This is a genomic window from Halopseudomonas sp. (genome assembly GCF_036960865.1).
Lineage (GTDB): Bacteria > Pseudomonadota > Gammaproteobacteria > Pseudomonadales > Pseudomonadaceae > Halopseudomonas.
The window spans coordinates 34,343-50,600 of the sequence record NZ_JBALWE010000009.1; the positions used below are offsets into that span (position 1 = coordinate 34,343).

Here is a 16,258-nt window from a genome sequence, read left to right on the forward strand (position 1 = left end):
CACACCGTTGTCGGGGCCTTTTTGTTTTTTGCCTGCCACTCTGATAATCGAGACTAAGGGTTTCTCGCCGCTATTGCCTCCCTCTCCCGCCGGGCAGCCTTACTAGATACGGAAACTGCCGACCAGCTGACGCAGGCGCGCCACTTGCTGTTCCAGGGAGGTACAAGCGCGCAAGGTCGCCTGCAGGTTGTCCACGCCCTCCTGGTTGAGCATGTTGATGTCAGTAATATCCACGTTCAGGCTTTCGATTACCGACGTCTGCTCCTCGGTCGCAGTAGCAACCGATTGGTTCATGTTGTCGATCTCACCGATCCCCAGGGTAATCTGCTGTAGCCGCTCACCGGCCTGTCCAGCCACCGAGACGCTGTGTTGGCTGTATTCCTGGCTGTCGCTCATCAGCGTTACGGCGGAGCCAGCGTCAGTGCGCAACCCTTCGATCATCTCTTGAATTTCCTGCGCCGAACTCTGTGTGCGATGTGCAAGATTACGCACTTCATCCGCGACCACGGCAAAGCCGCGGCCTGCTTCACCGGCCCGGGCGGCCTCAATCGCGGCGTTCAATGCCAGCAGGTTGGTCTGCTCGGAGATCCCCTGGATCACCTCAAGAATGCGACCGATATCGGCTGTCTTGTGACTCAGTTGCTGGATGGTCTGGCTGGACTCGCTGATCTTACTCGACAACTCCTGCATCGCCGCGATGGTCTTGCTCACCACTTCGCTGCCCTGTTCTGCGCCGTCGCGCGCCTGGCTGGCTTGATTAGAAGCATCAGCCGCGTTGCGGGCAATTTCCTGCGCTGCCGCACCCAGCTCGTTGATCGCTGCTGCGACGCTGTTGGTGCGCGCGGCCTGCTGATCTGAACTGGCCATGTTGGCGTTGGAGGCATCCACCACCCGCAGCGCTACGTCATTCAATTCGCTGCTGGTCTGCGCCACCTGGGTGATGGACGCGTGGATGCGCTCGACAAACTGGTTGAAGGCAACCGCCAGCCGGCCGAACTCATCGCGGCTTTGCACCGGCAGGCGACGGGTAAGATCACCCTCCCCCTGGGCAATGTTGTCCAGCGCATTGCCCAGCGACGTCAGCGGGCGCAGCAGGTAGCGCATCAACAGGCTGAGCAACAACACGATGGCAATCAGCGCGATGATCGCGGCGATCAAGGCGGAAATACGAAAACTGGTCAGACTGGCGAAGGCCTTGTCGCGGTCAACCGACAGGCCTACATACCACTCCACCCCCGGTAGCCCGGACACAGGCACGAAGGTCAGCAGGCGCGGCTGCCCATCCAACTCCGCGGCGCTGAGCTCGCTGCTGATCTGCGGGGTATTTTGCGGATAGAGTTCACGCAAGGTTTTCATCTGTAGCGCGCTGTCCGGGTGCACCAGAACACTGCCATCGCGACTGACCAGAAAGGCGTAGCCCAGGCCATTGAAGTCCAGCGCATTGATGATGTTCGAGATCACCTTGAGATTCAGGTCGCCGCCCACTACTCCGCGGCCGGCAGGCGTGGCGATGGTCATGATCAGCGCCCCGGTGGCCGCATCGACGTAAGGAGCGGTCAGAACGGTTTTGCCCGCGGCCGTAGCATCCTTGAACCAGGGTCGGGTACGCGGATCGTAATCCGCCGGCATTTCCGATTCAGGGCGCATGGTGAACTCACCCGTGGCGCTGCCCAGATAGCTGAAGTCAAAGGTCTTCGCCAGCGTGCGCTGCTCCAGCAGCGGCACCAGCCGGTCTGGGGCCTCACTTTGCGCATTGGCGGCGAGGTTTTCCAGCAGCAGAATACGCCCGGACAACCAATTGCTGATGTTCTCTGCAGTCAAACTGCCGGCATCGGCCAGGTAGGTCTCAAGGTTTTCCTGCAGGGTCTTGCGCTGCAGATAGTCGTTGTAAAGGGAGAATGCGGCGAAGGCGGCAATGACCACCAGGCACGCAGCGCTGACAATTTTCTGGTTGAAACTGAGTTGTGCAGCCACGCTGAATGCCTCACAGACATAGGTAATACCCAAATGTCGTCCGGCGCTGGAAAAACTTTATCTCGCCTTATGCAATTGCCCCGAAATACACCGGCGGCGCGCCAAGAGCGCTCAACTGGCAGCCTGCAGTCCCGCAGTGCGGCGCTGAGTACTCAAGCGCTGCCAATCCTGCCGCCAGATCACCCGCAGCCCTTTGATCAACAGATAAAGAAACAGCAGCGGCAAGATCAATGTACGCAGTAAGAACAGTGTCATCGCCTGCAGCACGCTGTCTACAGCGCTGTCCAGCGCCCGCTTGATGTCCAGATAGGTCTCGGGGTCAGCCGCCCGTGCCAGTTGCTCGCCCAGACCGGCCCAGCCCTCATCCGCGGCCGCAGCAGGATCAGCCTTGGCTTGCTGCAGTGCTTTCCTTTCACGCGCCAATTCATCCAGCTGGCGGATAACCTGCTGTGCTCGACGCGTCACTCGCGTTTGTTGCTCGCTCAGCTTGGTGACCTGCTGCGCCAGCGCGGCGTGGTCCTCATCACGCGTAAAGGGGTTGATGCGCGCCAGAGCACCCAACTGCGCGTCTCGCTCGCTCAGAGCACGCTGGCTCTGCGCCAGAGCGAGAGTGATGCGCTGTTGCTCGGCCTGCAGTTGCTCAACTTGCTGCTGCAGGGTTTGCTCGCGTTCACCCAGCGCCCCTAACGCCGGTTCGCTGTCGAGCATGCTGTCGTTGGCGCTGAGCGCCTGCACCTGGGCCGGCAGGTTATCCAGCCGCGCCACCTGCTGACGCGCCTCGGTATCCAGAAAGTAGTGATCCACCACGCCGTTGAGCAACACCACCGCCGCCAAGGCGAAACGCAGGAACAACAGGGCCAGAAACAGGCGCAGGCACAACGGCATCCAGTGCCCCTGACGCCAGTAGAGACTGATGATCAGCAGCGCTGCACTGACGGTCACCAGTACCTTGAACAGCGCATGCGAGACCACACCGAGCAGGATTTTCTGGGTCAGCAACGAGCCGATTGCCCACTGCATCAGAGTGCCATACTGCTCAATCAGATCGTTGAACGGGTCGAGCAACTCGCCCAAGGTGACAGCTACGCCGCCAAACAGGCTGAAACTCAAGGTTGTCGACTGCAACACCGAGACCAGCGCGTTCAAGGCGCGCGCCGAAGCGAAGGCGACTGAGGCCTGCAACAACGCGCCGTCGACATACTCCACCGAGGCGCGATCCGCGCTGCCCAACCAGGAAAGCAGCACAACTAGCGCCGCGAGTATGAACACGGCCACACGAAACCGGAATGCCTGCCCTTTGCCTGCGCCGCTGTGCATCAACCACCCCCTGTACCGCGTTGTGCGAGTGGTCCAGCATACCAGCAGCGCAGCTTGCCGGGCAGCGTACGCCAGCGCCTCAGATAATGCGCGAGAAGCGTTGCGTGCTTTGGTCGCCCTGGTAGGCATCGAACAGCATGCAGATCGAGCGGATCAGCAGACGGCCGGCCGGTTGCACGCGTATGCTACGCGGTGTCAGCAGAATCAGGCCGTCGCGCGCCATCTGCTCCAGCATCGGCAGGCAATCGGCAAAGTACTCGTGAAAGTCGATCCCGAAGCGCTGCTCGACAGTAGCAAATGACAACTTGCAATGGCAGATCAGCTGCGCGATCACCGCGCGGCGAATATGGTCATCGGTATGGCACACCAGTCCTCGCCGGGTCGCCAGCTTGTCGGCCTGCAGCGCCTGTTGGTATTGCTTCAGATCGCTGCAGTTCTGGCTGTACAGATCACCAACCTGGCTAATGGCGGACACGCCCAGGCCAATCAGGTCGCAATGGCCGTGGGTGGTGTATCCCTGAAAGTTGCGCTGCAATTCGCCATTGTCCTGAGCGATGCTCAGACTGTCGTCTGGCAGCGCGAAATGGTCCATGCCGATGTAGCGATACCCCGCAGCCAGTAGCTGCTGCACACTGTTCTCAAACATGCGTAACTTGTCTGCCGGAGCCGGTAAATCAGCACTGTCGATACGTCGCTGTGGCAGGAACCGCTCCGGCAAATGAGCATAGTTGAACACCGACAGCCGATCGGGCTTGAGCGCAATGATGGCCTCAACGGTACGTGCAAAGCTTTCCGGCGTCTGCTTGGGCAAACCGTAGATCAGGTCAATGTTGATCGAACGGTAGGCCAAGGTACGCGCAGCATCCATTACGGTCTGGGTCTGCTCCGGACTCTGCAAACGATTAACGGCGCGCTGGACTTCCGGGTCCAGATCCTGCACGCCAAAGCTGACCCTGTTGAAACCCAGCTCACGCAGCAATCCCATGGTCGCCCAGTCGGCTTCCCGCGGATCAATCTCGATGCTGTAATCGCCGCCATCATCGTCGCGCAGCACGAAATGCTTGCGCAGGCAGGCCATCAGCTCGCGCAGCTCGGCATGACTGAGAAAGGTCGGGGTACCGCCGCCAAAATGCAACTGCTCAACCTGCTGATCCGGCCCGGTGTGGCGGCTTACCAGTTCAATTTCCCGCTGCAGCGCCGCCAGATACTCGCGTGCGCGGCTACGGTCTTTGGTAATCACCTTGTTGCAGGCGCAGTAGTAGCAAATGTTGGCGCAGAACGGAATGTGCACATACAGGGAAAGGCCGCGCTGCTGCTGGCGGCTGTGGTCCAGTGCGTGCAGTAGGTCGGTCGGCAAAACGCCATCGTGAAACTGCACTGCCGTCGGGTAGGAGGTGTACCGCGGACCGGCATGGTCGTAGCGACGAATCAGGTCTGCGTCCCAACGAATAGAGCTAAGCATGAGGTTCTCCGGCGCTGTAAAGTCTGAGCTCGCAGACTACGCCGAGCGAACAACCGAGGTTTTGACGCGGATCAATAGAGCAAGGCGCGCCACCGAGACGCCGCCAGCGGGCGATGAACGGCAAGCCGCGCGGAATTAGCCGCCGGTCGCGTTCATGAAACGCAGCACCTGCACCTCGCCGTCAATAGCAAACTCATGCCGTGCAGGCTTGTAATGCAGGGCGCGTTCCAGAGCCTCGCGGATCGGCTCGTCGGTATCGGGATGGCGGCGCACCAGATCGCGCATGTCGAGTGCGTTCTCATGCCCCAGACAGAGCAGCAAGCGACCTTCGGTGGTCAAGCGCACGCGGTTGCAGGTGTCGCAGAAATTGTGTGAGTGCGGCGAGATAAAGCCGATACGGCTCCCGGGATAGCCCTCGACGCGCAGATAACGCGCCGGTCCGCCACTGGTCTCATCGCTATCCACCAGACGGTGCTGCCGGCTGATCATCTCACGCACCTCGGCGCTGGAACAAAAAGCCTCGCCGCGCTCGCGACCAACGTTGCCCAAGGGCATCTCTTCAATAAAGGTAATGTCGAGCCCGCGCTGCAGGGCAAAATCGGTGAGCGTGGTCACCTCATCGTGATTGCGCCCTTTCATCACTACCACGTTCAGCTTGATACGCTCGAAACCCGCCGCGCGCGCAGCCTCGATACCGCTGAGCACCTGACCCAGTTCGCCGGTGCGAGTGATGGCCTTGAATTTGTCTGCCTGCAGGCTATCCAGGCTGATATTGAGACGCTTGACGCCAGCGTCCGCCAACGGTTTGGCGAGGCGGTCGAGCTGCGACCCATTGGTGGTCATGACCAGTTCATCCAGCCCAGGTAGCCCACTCAGGCGGGCGCACAGCTCCACGATGCCCCGGCGTACCAGCGGCTCGCCACCGGTCAGGCGAATCTTGCGCACGCCCTGCGCCACAAACAGCCGAGCGATACGCTCAAGCTCTTCGAGACTGAGAATCTGCGCTCGCGGCAGAAAGGTCATGTCTTCGGCCATGCAATAGACACAGCGAAAATCGCACCTATCGGTCACCGAGAGGCGCAGATACTCTATGCGGCGTCCCTGACCGTCCTGCAATCGACCCTGTGTCATGCCTTACTCCACTTGCTACTCATTGGGCACTGTACCACGCTGGCTCAGGACTCGGACCAGCGCGCCAGCGCCTGCTCATCGCTAGCGCGTGCCTCGACCCAGCGCTCGCCTTGTGGCGTGGTCTCCCGCTTCCAGAACGGCGCACGGGTTTTCAGGTAGTCCATGATGAATTCGGTCGCCGCAAAAGCGTCCTGCCGATGCGCCGAAGCAGCTCCCACAAACACGATCGGCTCACCGGGATCAAGTTGCCCGACCCGATGAATCAGCTGCACATCGAGCAAAGCCCAGCGCGCCGACGCCTGATTGACAATCGCCTGCAGGGCTTTCTCGGTCATGCCGGGATAATGCTCCAGCCACATACCTGCTACGTCCTTGCCGTCGTTGTAGTCGCGTACATAGCCGACAAAGCCACTCACCGCACCGGTGCCGCGGTTATCACCGTGCAAACGATTCAGCCAGTCGCCTGGGTCAAAGACCGCTTCCTGCACCACTATGCGCATATCAGCCTCCAGTCACCGGCGGAAAGAACGCCAGCTCGTCGCCATCAGCGACAGGACTGTCGAGCGAACACATTTCCTGGTTGCGCGCACACATGATGCGCGGCTCGGCGAGCACCTGCCAAGGCCCGCCCCGCGCCAGCAACCGCTGGCGCACATCATCCAGGGTGCGCAACTGTCCGTCCCAGACCATCTGGTCAGCGCCACAGCCGAGCTGCTCGCGGTAACGGGCAAAAAACTGCAGGCTGATCATGGCGCCTCCGCAACCTGGTAATCGCCGCTCTTGCCGCCGGATTTATGCAGCAGCCGGGTAGCTTCAATCACCATGCCCTTGTCGACCGCCTTGCACATATCGTACAGCGTGAGCGCAGCCACGCTCGCAGCGGTCAGCGCTTCCATCTCCACGCCAGTCTGCCCAGCCAGTTTGCAGCGCGCCTGAATGCGTACCGCATCGGGCGCCTCCAATAGCAGCTCTACCTTGACGCTGGTCAGCATCAGCGGGTGACACAGGGGGATGAGGTCGGCCGTTTTCTTGGCGGCTTGAATACCGGCAATCCGCGCCACCGCCAATACGTCACCCTTGGGGTGGCCGCCAGACTGAATCAGATCAAAGGTTTGCGGGCGCATACGCACGAGTGATTCGGCCAAGGCTTCACGCGAGGTCACGGCCTTGTCGGTCACATCAACCATGTTGGCCCGACCTTGTGCATCCAGATGAGTCAGCATACATTTGCTCTATCAGGTTCGATGGGCTCTACTTTACTGGAATCGCCGCCAGGGTTCAGCCTCGGGAAACTGTCTGCGCGTAAAACGGTCAGATCCCGAATCACGGCCGCCCCCTTCCGAGCACGCCGAGCACGTGCTTACCACTGGCCCTTGAAATCCCCTGCGGCGGCCTCAGATAGTAAAAAGCTATCTGCAATTTAGTTGAAATTTATTTTAAGTATTCTTAACAGGGGCCTAGTATTGCACCTGTCTTCTCAACCAACGACGCAAACGACTCAACAAGGAGTTAATCGATGTCAGTTATCAACACCGAAATCAAACCTTTCAAGGCCCAGGCATTCAAGAACGGCGAGTTCTTCGAAGTCACCGACGCTGATGTAAAAGGCAAATGGGCGATTTTCTTCTTCTATCCAGCTGACTTCACCTTCGTTTGCCCCACCGAGCTGGGCGACGTTGCTGACTATTACGACGAGCTGCAGAAAATGGGCGTAGAAGTGTACTCCGTGTCGACCGACACGCACTTCACCCACAAGGCATGGCACGATGCGTCCGAGACCATCGCCAAGATCAAGTACACCATGATCGGCGACCCGACCGGCACCATCACCCGCAACTTCGACAACATGCGCGAAGACATGGGCCTGGCTGACCGCGGTACCTTCATCATCGATCCGCAGGGCATCATCCAGGCGGTTGAAGTAACCAGCGAAGGCATCGGCCGTAACGCTGAAGACCTGGTTCGCAAGGTCAAGGCTGCCCAGTACATCGCCGCTCACCCAGGTGAAGTCTGCCCGGCCAAGTGGAAAGAAGGCGAAGCCACCCTGGCTCCTTCTCTCGATCTGGTAGGCAAGATCTAAGTTTGCCTGATGACCCGGCCCGCTGCGGAGCGCGACGCGCTCCCGGTTGGCGGGCCGGGTTTTTTACGCCCAGAATTTGACTATTTGTTTAAAGGACACGCATATGTTGGACGCCAACCTGAAGAAACAACTGGACACGTACCTGCAGAACATCGTTAACCCGATTGAAATCAGCGTGTCCGTAGACGACAGCCCCAAGGGCAAAGAACTGCATGAACTCGCGGTTGAAATTGCGGAAATGTCCGGCAAGATCGGCCTGGTCGCGGCCGATGACAAGCGCACGCCCAGCATGGGTGTGGGCCCTAGCGGTCAGCCGCCGCGCGTGCGTTTTGCCGGTATCCCGATGGGCCACGAGTTCACCTCACTGGTACTGGCGCTGCTGCAGTCCGGTGGCCACCCCTCCAAGGCTGACCCTGCCCTGCTGGACCAGATCCGTCACCTGGAAGGCGAGTTTCACTTCGAGACCTATATTTCGCTGTCGTGCCAGAACTGCCCCGATGTAGTCCAGGCTTTGAACCTGATGGCGACCCTGAACCCCAACATCACCCATGTGATGATTGACGGCGCGCTCTTTCAGGATGAAGTCGATGAGCGCCAGATCATGGCCGTACCCTCGGTTTACCTGAATGGCGAGCACTTCGGCCAGGGCCGCATGACCCTGCCGGAGATCGTCAACAAGGTCGACAGTGGTGCATCCAAGCGCCGCGCCGCCGAGCTAAACGAGAAGAAGCCTTACGATGTTCTCATCGTTGGCGGTGGCCCGGCAGCCGCTTCTGCCGCGATCTACGCAGCTCGCAAGGGCATTCGCACCGGTATCGTGGCTGAGCGCTTTGGCGGTCAGGTACTGGATACCGTGGGCATCGAGAACTTCATATCCGTGCCTTACACCGAAGGCCCCAAGCTGGTCGCCAGCCTGGAGCAACACGTCAAAGAGTATGAAGTCGACCTGATCACCGAGCAGACCGCCGCCAAGCTGACAACCGGCGATTATGTACAGATCGCACTGGAAAGCGGCGCAACACTGGAAAGCCGCGCGGTCATTCTGGCCACTGGCGCACGCTGGAGGGAGATGAACGTACCCGGCGAACAGGAATACCGCGGCAAGGGCGTAGCCTACTGCCCACACTGTGATGGCCCGCTGTTCAAGGGCAAGCGTGTGGCGGTGATCGGCGGAGGTAACTCGGGCATCGAAGCCGCCATCGATCTGGCCGGTATTGTCGAGCACGTGACCGTGCTGGAGTTTGCCGACACCCTGCGCGCCGATGAAGTACTGCAGCGCAAGGCTCGCTCGATGCGCAATATCGACATCATCAAAAGCGCGCAGACCACAGAAGTACGCGGCGACGGCAACAAGGTTGTGGGCCTGACTTACAAGGACCGCGAGACCGAAGAGCTGAAGCAGGTCGATGTGGCCGGTGTTTTCGTGCAAATCGGCCTGGTGCCCAATACCGAGTGGCTGAAGGATAGCGAGCTGAACCTGACCCGCTTTGGCGAGATCGAGATTGATGCCCGCGGTGCTACCAACATCCCTGGCGTGTTTGCCGCCGGTGATGTGACCACAGTGCCCTTCAAACAGATCATCGTTGCCATGGGTGCCGGCTCTACCGCGTCCCTGGCTGCCTTCGATCACCTGATCCGCACGCCTGATCCGGCAGCGGTCAAGGAAGAGGCAGTCAGCGCCTGACCGGCTACCTGCAGTAACCAAAAACCGCCCCTCCGGGCGGTTTTTGGTTTATGTCAGATCAACTGATTAACTTGGCAACCAGAGCGCGTCGAGATTTCTGAATGGCCAGTCCTCTGGATTCTCTCGCCCCACAATCCGATCCTTTTCGTGCTCACTGGCAAGATCAACCACGGTTACCGGCAGCCCCTGCTTAAGCCGGGTGGAGTAAAACACGCTGACCTTGGGCACCAGTAATGAATCCTTGCCTTGCTCCACCACCACACCCAGTCGCTGCGACTCGAGCCGTACCAGTGAACCAACCGGATAGATACCCAGCATGCGAACGAAAAGCTTGAACAGGCCAGGGTCAAAATGCCCCTGCCAACTGGCCATGCGGCTGAGCGACTCGGCCGGATCCCAACCCGCTTTATAGGGACGGTTGGAGGTGATGGCGTCATACACATCACAGATCGCGCCGACGCGCGCCAACAGGGAGATGTTGTCGCCAGCCAGCCGCTCGGGGTAACCGCTGCCATCCACCTTTTCGTGGTGATGCAGGCACACGTCGAGCACCGCATCAGGCACGTTTTCCCATTCCAGCAGCAGCTTGTGCCCCTCAGCCGGATGACCCCGCATGATGGCAAACTCATCGTCGGTAAGCTTGCCCGGTTTGTTCAGTACAGCCTCCGGCATTACCGCCTTACCCATGTCGTGTAGCAGACCCGCCATACCGGCTTCCAGCACTTCTGTCTCGGACAGGCCCAACGCACGGGCCATGCCCACCATCATGGCGGCAACCGCTACCGAGTGCAGGTAGGTGTATTCATCCTTGGTCTTGATCCGGGCGACGCTGATCAATGCATGCGGATTACGGCTGAGGGAGCTGTTCATCTCGCTTACCAGCTCACTGAGGCCGGCAGTATTGACGACCTGGCCTAGGCGCACATCGGTAAACATCGCCTTGACTGCCTGCTTGCCGCGGCGAAACACCTGTTGCGCGCGCAGCACCTCGTCGGCCATCGAACTAGCCTGCAGGTGCTCTATGGGGGCGGGTTTCATCTCGGCAGGCCCAGCGGCCGCAACCGCCGGCTCTGCCACCGCTTCAGAGGGCAATACAGCGGCGACTTCTGCTGCTAAGACATCCAGGCCTTTACTGGTATCGATCACCAGTTCGCTGACCGAACTCTCTTTGATCTGGTTAAGCATTTGCCGATCCTCGATCAGCATCTTGCTGGACCAGAACGGGTGCTGTATCCATGAACCGCAAAAGCGTTCGACGTACATGCCTATGCGGATTTCATCTATGGTTATTTTTTTTAACATCGTTACCGGACGTCCCAATAGCACTGTTGAGCGAGCATCCTTACCACGTCGATCTGCGCGGACCAGCGGTGAAACCGGGTACCACCTAGATGCATACGGCATAGCCATTTGCCACAATCAGTATAGGCATCCAGCAAAGTTTCTGAACAGCGACTTTAGTCATCCTCAGAAAATTGTGGGCAGGTAGCCGCCGCCGAAAAATCGGCCCCCATCTGCTCGTTAAGTGCTTCCGGAGAGAACCGCAGCAGGCAGCCTTCACCTTGCATAGCAGGGAGTACCGCGGCGCCGGCAGTCAGCGGGTCAGACTCGCTCTGGTCGTCGTCAAACGGCTTCATTTCGGCGCGGCGTGCTCGTTGTACTTCTGCATGGCACGCAGAATGTCGCGACGACTGATCTGCCCCACCAGCTTGCCTTCGTCAATGACTGGCAAACGACGGCGACGCATACGAATGAAGTGCTCTGCCGCCTTGACGATGTCAGCATCGGCGTCGATGGTTTCAACCACCACCGTCATCACCGACGCCACAGTGCCCCCGGCTTCCTCGAAGTAGCTACCGGCGAGAATACCCTTGAGGCAATCACCTTCTGACAATAACCCGATGAGATTCCCGTGCTCATCGAGCACCGGTGCCCCGGAAATCCGATGAGCCAGCAGGCGATCAATCGCCCGAAACAAGTCCATGTCGGCGGTGAAAGTCACCAGATCCGACGTCATGTAATCCCGCACCTTGACCGATTTCAGCATAAAGCCTCCTGCCTTGGGTTAGTCCCCTACAGCTTAGCTGAACACCACGGTCTTGTTGTCGTGAACAAGGACACGATCTTCCAGGTGGTAACGCAAGCCGCGAGAAAGCACCATTTTTTCCACGTCTTTGCCCAGCCGCACCATATCTTCAGCATTGTGCCGGTGGGTAATGCGTACCACATCCTGTTCAATGATCGGGCCGGCATCCAGCTCTTCGGTGACATAGTGGCAGGTGGCACCAATCAGCTTCACACCCCGCTGCGCCGCCTGATGATAAGGGCGTGCACCCACAAAGGACGGCAGGAAGCTGTGGTGAATATTGATGATGCGGTGCGCATAACGCTCACAAAGTTCGGGCGGCAGAATTTGCATATAACGCGCCAGCACAATGCAGTCCGCCTGCTGATCAGCCACCAGCTCGTTCACCCGAGCAAAGGCCGGCGCCTTGTCTTGCGGGTTGACCGGCACGTGGTGAAACGGGATGCCATGCCACTCGACCATACTGCGCAAATCATCGTGATTTGAAATCACACTGGTAATATCGCAATCGAGTTCACCGCTGTGCCAGCGGTGCAACAAGTCTGCCAAACAGTGCGATTCACGACTGGCCATCAACACCACTTTCTTGCGTTGCGCCGAATCACTGACGCGCCAATCCATCTTGAACTCATTACCGATGGGGGCGAACGCCGTACGTAAACCATCGACATCAAAAGGCAATGAGTCCGCGCGGATTTCATGCCGCATGAAAAACCAGCCAGACAAATTATCAGAATGGTGATTCGCCTCGGTTATCCAACCATTATATGCCGCCAAAACACTACTTACCTTGGCGACTATCCCGACCCGGTCAGGACAGGCGATGACCAACCTGAAAGTACGCATTTTTACTCCTCACTCAATTACCAAAACCACACAACAATGATCAACAAAGACACCCCACCGGCGCGTTTTGTCAGCTCAACTGATGGCGCCAACCAGAGCCGCAGGCGAAGAGAGCCGCCCTGACGCACCGAGGCGGGCATTCTAACCGTTAGTGTGGAGCAGTGGCAGCGAAATAATGCCTGTTGCAGGATTGTTCAAGCCGACGCGCTTAATTAACTTAAAAAATCCAGCCAACTGCCGGAGTAAAGTTACAACTTGTTGTAAGAGAACATTGTATAAACTACTATTACAGCGTTTCCGTCTACCACTCCGTTACAAAAAAGGTAACTTCCATGTCCATGCTGCAAGAATATCGTCAGATTGAAGAAACCATTCGCGAACTTAACGAACGCCTTCAGTCGTTGTCCAATGACGACAAGCTGAAAAAAGAAATTGAGTTTGAAGAAAAACTGCGCAGCCTGATGGGTCAGTACAATAAGTCGCTCAAAGATGTTGTTGGCATTCTTGATCCTGACAACAAAGTTGCCGCTGGCAAGAAAGCCGCTACTGGTAGCAAGCGTGCGCGCAAGGTAAAACAGTACAAAAACCCCAACACCGGTGAAGTTATTGAAACCAAGGGCGGCAACCACAAGACGCTGAAAGCCTGGAAAGAACAGTACGGCGCTGACAAAGTTGAATCCTGGATGACCATCCTGGGCTAAAACAACCAGCCGTTGAAACACAAAACCCGATGCCTCGCATCGGGTTTTTTATGCGCTAAACATACTCAAACACCTTGGATGCCGAGGCGTTGCGCGCGGGCTTGCGCCTCCCTTTGCCATGCCAGGAGGAGTACCTGTTGCTGCGCATCAGCCTGTGGCAGCAATGTCTCGATGCTTTGCATGAAATCGCTATAAGTAATGGGCGCGCCGGGTTCGATGCCGGTCAGGCGGTCATGGCAGAACTGCTGCCATTGTCCGCGCTCCTGCTCACTCAGCGAGTCCGCAAAGTTTCTCGCACGATAGCGAAACAGCATATCTACCAGCCGCTGATCGCGCAGTGGCCACTGCGTTGCGGCCAACACTTTGCCATCGGCTTCGCGAATTGCCGGTAATAAGCGACGGTCGGCATCACCGATGAAGCTGCCATACAGCTGCTGCTCCGGGTCTTCCTGCGTATCGACAGGTACGCTTTGCGGCGCGTAAATCTGCGCCAGCAGGCCCTGAGCCGACCCGCGCCACGCGGCGAGTTGCTCAGCGTGCATCATCAATTGAGGCATGTCCAGCTGCAATCGTTCGATGTCGGGGGGCAACAACACCTTGGTATCGGCCAACACCGGGCATTTGTTGATATGCACCAGCTTCAAGCCGGGCCGGGCTTCACCCTCGGCCAAGGCATCCTGCCGGGTATACAGCAGACGTCGGATATCTTCGGCGGGATGCGCCATGATCAGTGCGGGATCCGCGGCCAGGTCGTAAACGATCAACGCATTGCGGTTGGTGGGATGCCAGCCCAGCGGCAGCACCAGCGCCAAACCACTCCGCTCACGGCCAAAGCGCCCCGATACGTGCACCAGTGGCCGCGTGTTCTGCAGATCGATCAACTCGCTAACCCGATGCTTGCTGCGCAGGGTCAGCAGGTACTCATACAGTCTGGGCTGAGCCTGGCGCAGCAGCCGCGCCATGGCAATGGTGGCACGCACATCCGCCAGCGCGTCATGCGCCTGGCCGTGTTCAATGCCGTTAGCGGCTGTCAGCGCTTCCAGGCGCAGACTGGTAAAGCCGTCCTGCTGAGGCCACACGATGCCTTCGGGGCGCAGCGCGTGGGCCGCGCGCAAGGCATCGAGCAAATCCCAGCGGCTGTTGCCACCCTGCCACTCACGAGCGTAGGGATCATGAAAGTTACGGTACAGGGTGAAACGGGTCATTTCGTCATCGAACCGCAGACTGTTGTAGCCAACACTGCAGGTGCCCGGCACCATCATCTGCTCATGCAGACGATGAATGAACTCAGGCTCGCCCAGGCCGCTCGCCAAGCGTTCGGGGCCGATGCCGGTAACCAGGCAAGCCATGGGGTGCGGCAGCACGTCTTCAGGCAACTGACAATCGATGCACAACGGCTCGCCGATTTCTTCCAGTTGTTCGTTGGTGCGCACGCCCGCAACCTGAACCGGCCGATCGCGACGCGGATCAATGCCGGTGGATTCAAAGTCATACCAGAAAAAACTCTTGCTCATGCCCTGCCCCCGTTACCTGAGGCGTGCAGGGTAACGCAATGCTGCAGCTCAGGCATCCGCTGGCTGACTGAAGCTGAAATAGCGTTGCAGTACCGCCGCCAGACCGGCGAAGGTGTTGGGGTTGGACGTAATGCTGAAACCGCAGTCGTAGTAACCGGGCGTGATGTCCTGACGACACCAGTGACTGTGGACGCGAAAATGCACCTCTTCGGTCTGCTCGCCCTGCATGGCCGGCAATTTGAGCATCAGGTCATATTCCTGGCCAAGCATCACCGGCAATGCGGTAATCAACATGATACCCAGCCGCGATACATTACCAATGTAACCAAAGGGACGATCAGTCTGGCTGTTGTAAACACGCAGAAACGCGCTGAGCTGATGACGCGGAATCTGCCGTTGTTCTAGCGGCCGATCACTGCTGGAGCTAGGTATTACATGCATATCAACAACCCTCTCGGAGCTGCGCCAGCAATGCATTCTTGCTGGCCTGAACCCGGTCATTGGGAACCTCTACTCGCCGGCCGCTGGCATCTTCCTCGTACCAGAAAACGCGCTGCTCGTAGAGCGCCAGTTGCTCACGCAACTTTGCGCAGCGCTGGTCCTGTTGTTGCCTTAACTTAGCGTTAAGCGCACGCTGGTCAGCACGTTCCTGCTCGCGCACCTCGAACAAGCGCTGACGATTCTGCTCGCTTTCGCGCACGTGATCCTCACGCTCGACCACTTGCGGTTGTACCTCAACCGGCTCCGCGCCTTGACGCGGACGCTGCTCAAAATGCACCTGTCCCTGCGCATCGACCCAGCGATAGATCTGCGCCTCGGCCTGGCCCGTGGCACAGGTGACCAGCAAAGGCAGCAGCAACAAACGTAGCTTCATGACGTTACCCGGTGAATCCTTGACCAGACGGTCGAGCATAGCCCAATGCCATCAGCGGGCCAAGCCCCGCGATCCACGGCAGCCGGTTTCAGCGCACCTGCGGCGCCAGCGGTTGGTCGGGGTCGTAATGGCCGAGCTGCCGCAGAGTCTCCAGTCGCGCACCGGCACGGTAGGCGTACTCATTGTGGGGGTAGTGGTCAACCAGATAGCGATAGACCTGCACGGCATCCAGGTAAAGCGCTTGTCTTTCAAGACACTGGCCGCGCAACAGGGAAATTTCCGGCTGTAGGTAAGGGCGCGAGCGACTCACCCGCTCGGTCTCCGACAGCTGACTGATGACCTCGGCGCAGTCACCGCGTTCATAGGCACTGTAGGCGTTGCTCAGGTGCTTGCTGTAGGCCGTCGACCCACAGCCGGTCAACAGCAAGATTCCGGCGAGCACGAAGGGGAGCTGACTAGTCATGGGCATCTCGGCAAAAGGCAGTGTTATCGACATATCGGCGCGGTGGCGGAATTCTTCAGTCTGTCATTCACTTGACGCAGGTCAGTGACAGCGGCCGATGTGGGCACTATTTTGAGTTTATGAACT

18 protein-coding genes are annotated in these 16,258 nt (G+C 58.7%); 3 read left to right on the forward strand and 15 right to left on the reverse strand.

Annotated elements, in window-relative coordinates; all coding sequences use genetic code 11:
* Nucleotides 1-102 precede the first annotated feature (102 nt).
* The 7 genes from V7747_RS13570 to moaC all read right to left on the reverse strand — a co-directional run bounded on the left by V7747_RS13570 (nt 103) and on the right by moaC (nt 7,107).
* Nucleotides 103-1,974, reverse strand: a complete 1,872-nt coding sequence (locus V7747_RS13570; RefSeq protein WP_335616555.1) for a methyl-accepting chemotaxis protein — start codon at nt 1,972-1,974, stop codon at nt 103-105.
* A 111-nt stretch (nt 1,975-2,085) separates the two neighbouring features.
* Complete coding sequence (locus V7747_RS13575) at nt 2,086-3,291, reverse strand: hypothetical protein (RefSeq protein WP_335616556.1); 1,206 nt, start codon at nt 3,289-3,291, stop codon at nt 2,086-2,088.
* Between the two features lie 79 nt (nt 3,292-3,370).
* Nucleotides 3,371-4,753, reverse strand: a complete 1,383-nt coding sequence (gene hemN, locus V7747_RS13580) for an oxygen-independent coproporphyrinogen III oxidase (RefSeq protein ID WP_335616557.1) — start codon at nt 4,751-4,753, stop codon at nt 3,371-3,373.
* A 135-nt stretch (nt 4,754-4,888) separates the two neighbouring features.
* The gene (moaA, locus tag V7747_RS13585; RefSeq protein WP_335616558.1) at nt 4,889-5,884 is read right to left on the reverse strand and encodes a GTP 3',8-cyclase MoaA; all 996 of its coding nucleotides are present in this window, start codon (nt 5,882-5,884) and stop codon (nt 4,889-4,891) included.
* A 44-nt stretch (nt 5,885-5,928) separates the two neighbouring features.
* The gene (moaE, locus tag V7747_RS13590; RefSeq protein WP_335616559.1) at nt 5,929-6,384 is read right to left on the reverse strand and encodes a molybdopterin synthase catalytic subunit MoaE; all 456 of its coding nucleotides are present in this window, start codon (nt 6,382-6,384) and stop codon (nt 5,929-5,931) included.
* 1 nt (nt 6,385) lies between these two features.
* Complete coding sequence (locus V7747_RS13595; RefSeq protein WP_335616560.1) at nt 6,386-6,634, reverse strand: MoaD/ThiS family protein; 249 nt, start codon at nt 6,632-6,634, stop codon at nt 6,386-6,388.
* Nucleotides 6,631-7,107 (reverse strand): cyclic pyranopterin monophosphate synthase MoaC, encoded by a 477-nt coding sequence (gene moaC / locus V7747_RS13600; protein WP_335616561.1) that lies wholly within the window; start codon nt 7,105-7,107, stop codon nt 6,631-6,633. The genes V7747_RS13595 and moaC overlap by 4 nt, the downstream gene beginning before the upstream one ends.
* Before the next feature lie 293 nt (nt 7,108-7,400).
* Here moaC and ahpC point away from each other — a divergent pair, with 293 nt between their 5' ends.
* The gene (ahpC, locus tag V7747_RS13605) at nt 7,401-7,964 is read left to right on the forward strand and encodes an alkyl hydroperoxide reductase subunit C (protein ID WP_335610566.1); all 564 of its coding nucleotides are present in this window, start codon (nt 7,401-7,403) and stop codon (nt 7,962-7,964) included.
* 103 nt (nt 7,965-8,067) lie between these two features.
* The gene (ahpF, locus tag V7747_RS13610; protein WP_335616562.1) at nt 8,068-9,648 is read left to right on the forward strand and encodes an alkyl hydroperoxide reductase subunit F; all 1,581 of its coding nucleotides are present in this window, start codon (nt 8,068-8,070) and stop codon (nt 9,646-9,648) included.
* Nucleotides 9,649-9,714: 66 nt separating this feature from the next.
* Here ahpF and V7747_RS13615 read toward each other — a convergent pair whose 3' ends face one another.
* The 4 genes from V7747_RS13615 to purU form a co-directional block, all read right to left on the reverse strand.
* Nucleotides 9,715-10,950 carry an HD-GYP domain-containing protein gene (locus tag V7747_RS13615; RefSeq protein ID WP_335616563.1) on the reverse strand — a complete coding sequence of 412 codons (1,236 nt, stop codon included), beginning with the start codon at nt 10,948-10,950 and terminating at the stop codon, nt 9,715-9,717.
* A 155-nt stretch (nt 10,951-11,105) separates the two neighbouring features.
* Nucleotides 11,106-11,285 carry a hypothetical protein gene (locus V7747_RS13620; RefSeq protein ID WP_335616564.1) on the reverse strand — a complete coding sequence of 60 codons (180 nt, stop codon included), beginning with the start codon at nt 11,283-11,285 and terminating at the stop codon, nt 11,106-11,108.
* Nucleotides 11,282-11,695: a CBS domain-containing protein gene (locus tag V7747_RS13625; RefSeq protein ID WP_335616565.1), complete on the reverse strand. Its 414-nt coding sequence runs from the start codon at nt 11,693-11,695 to the stop codon at nt 11,282-11,284. The genes V7747_RS13620 and V7747_RS13625 overlap by 4 nt, the downstream gene beginning before the upstream one ends.
* A gap of 33 nt (nt 11,696-11,728) precedes the next feature.
* Complete coding sequence (gene purU, locus V7747_RS13630; protein ID WP_335616566.1) at nt 11,729-12,580, reverse strand: formyltetrahydrofolate deformylase; 852 nt, start codon at nt 12,578-12,580, stop codon at nt 11,729-11,731.
* 332 nt (nt 12,581-12,912) lie between these two features.
* Here purU and mvaT point away from each other — a divergent pair, with 332 nt between their 5' ends.
* On the forward strand, nt 12,913-13,281 hold the full coding sequence (gene mvaT / locus V7747_RS13635) for a histone-like nucleoid-structuring protein MvaT (protein ID WP_335616567.1): 369 nt from the start codon (nt 12,913-12,915) through the stop codon (nt 13,279-13,281).
* Between the two features lie 65 nt (nt 13,282-13,346).
* Here the strand turns inward: mvaT and sbcB are convergent, their stop codons facing one another.
* The 4 genes from sbcB to V7747_RS13655 are packed head-to-tail and all read right to left on the reverse strand — an operon-like array spanning nt 13,347 to nt 16,132.
* Nucleotides 13,347-14,795 carry an exodeoxyribonuclease I gene (sbcB, locus tag V7747_RS13640; RefSeq protein ID WP_335616568.1) on the reverse strand — a complete coding sequence of 483 codons (1,449 nt, stop codon included), beginning with the start codon at nt 14,793-14,795 and terminating at the stop codon, nt 13,347-13,349.
* 48 nt (nt 14,796-14,843) lie between these two features.
* On the reverse strand, nt 14,844-15,236 hold the full coding sequence (locus V7747_RS13645; protein WP_335616569.1) for a PilZ domain-containing protein: 393 nt from the start codon (nt 15,234-15,236) through the stop codon (nt 14,844-14,846).
* 1 nt (nt 15,237) lies between these two features.
* On the reverse strand, nt 15,238-15,708 hold the full coding sequence (locus tag V7747_RS13650; protein ID WP_335616570.1) for a DUF4124 domain-containing protein: 471 nt from the start codon (nt 15,706-15,708) through the stop codon (nt 15,238-15,240).
* 49 nt (nt 15,709-15,757) lie between these two features.
* Nucleotides 15,758-16,132, reverse strand: a complete 375-nt coding sequence (locus V7747_RS13655) for a tetratricopeptide repeat protein (protein ID WP_335616571.1) — start codon at nt 16,130-16,132, stop codon at nt 15,758-15,760.
* Nucleotides 16,133-16,258 lie beyond the last annotated feature (126 nt).

What these genes read in the sequence shown, in the direction of transcription:
- V7747_RS13575 (WP_335616556.1), bottom strand. Translation starts at nt 3,291, where the DNA reads ATGCACAGCGGCGCAGGCAAAGGGCAGGCATTCCGGTTTCGTGTGGCC.
- hemN (WP_335616557.1), bottom strand. Translation starts at nt 4,753, where the DNA reads ATGCTTAGCTCTATTCGTTGGGACGCAGACCTGATTCGTCGCTACGAC.
- moaA (WP_335616558.1), bottom strand. Translation starts at nt 5,884, where the DNA reads ATGACACAGGGTCGATTGCAGGACGGTCAGGGACGCCGCATAGAGTAT.
- moaE (WP_335616559.1), bottom strand. Translation starts at nt 6,384, where the DNA reads ATGCGCATAGTGGTGCAGGAAGCGGTCTTTGACCCAGGCGACTGGCTG.
- V7747_RS13595 (WP_335616560.1), bottom strand. Translation starts at nt 6,634, where the DNA reads ATGATCAGCCTGCAGTTTTTTGCCCGTTACCGCGAGCAGCTCGGCTGT.
- moaC (WP_335616561.1), bottom strand. Translation starts at nt 7,107, where the DNA reads ATGCTGACTCATCTGGATGCACAAGGTCGGGCCAACATGGTTGATGTG.
- ahpC (WP_335610566.1), top strand. Translation starts at nt 7,401, where the DNA reads ATGTCAGTTATCAACACCGAAATCAAACCTTTCAAGGCCCAGGCATTC.
- ahpF (WP_335616562.1), top strand. Translation starts at nt 8,068, where the DNA reads ATGTTGGACGCCAACCTGAAGAAACAACTGGACACGTACCTGCAGAAC.
- V7747_RS13615 (WP_335616563.1), bottom strand. Translation starts at nt 10,950, where the DNA reads ATGTTAAAAAAAATAACCATAGATGAAATCCGCATAGGCATGTACGTC.
- V7747_RS13620 (WP_335616564.1), bottom strand. Translation starts at nt 11,285, where the DNA reads ATGAAGCCGTTTGACGACGACCAGAGCGAGTCTGACCCGCTGACTGCC.
- V7747_RS13625 (WP_335616565.1), bottom strand. Translation starts at nt 11,695, where the DNA reads ATGCTGAAATCGGTCAAGGTGCGGGATTACATGACGTCGGATCTGGTG.
- purU (WP_335616566.1), bottom strand. Translation starts at nt 12,580, where the DNA reads ATGCGTACTTTCAGGTTGGTCATCGCCTGTCCTGACCGGGTCGGGATA.
- mvaT (WP_335616567.1), top strand. Translation starts at nt 12,913, where the DNA reads ATGTCCATGCTGCAAGAATATCGTCAGATTGAAGAAACCATTCGCGAA.
- sbcB (WP_335616568.1), bottom strand. Translation starts at nt 14,795, where the DNA reads ATGAGCAAGAGTTTTTTCTGGTATGACTTTGAATCCACCGGCATTGAT.
- V7747_RS13645 (WP_335616569.1), bottom strand. Translation starts at nt 15,236, where the DNA reads ATGCATGTAATACCTAGCTCCAGCAGTGATCGGCCGCTAGAACAACGG.
- V7747_RS13650 (WP_335616570.1), bottom strand. Translation starts at nt 15,708, where the DNA reads ATGCTCGACCGTCTGGTCAAGGATTCACCGGGTAACGTCATGAAGCTA.
- V7747_RS13655 (WP_335616571.1), bottom strand. Translation starts at nt 16,132, where the DNA reads ATGACTAGTCAGCTCCCCTTCGTGCTCGCCGGAATCTTGCTGTTGACC.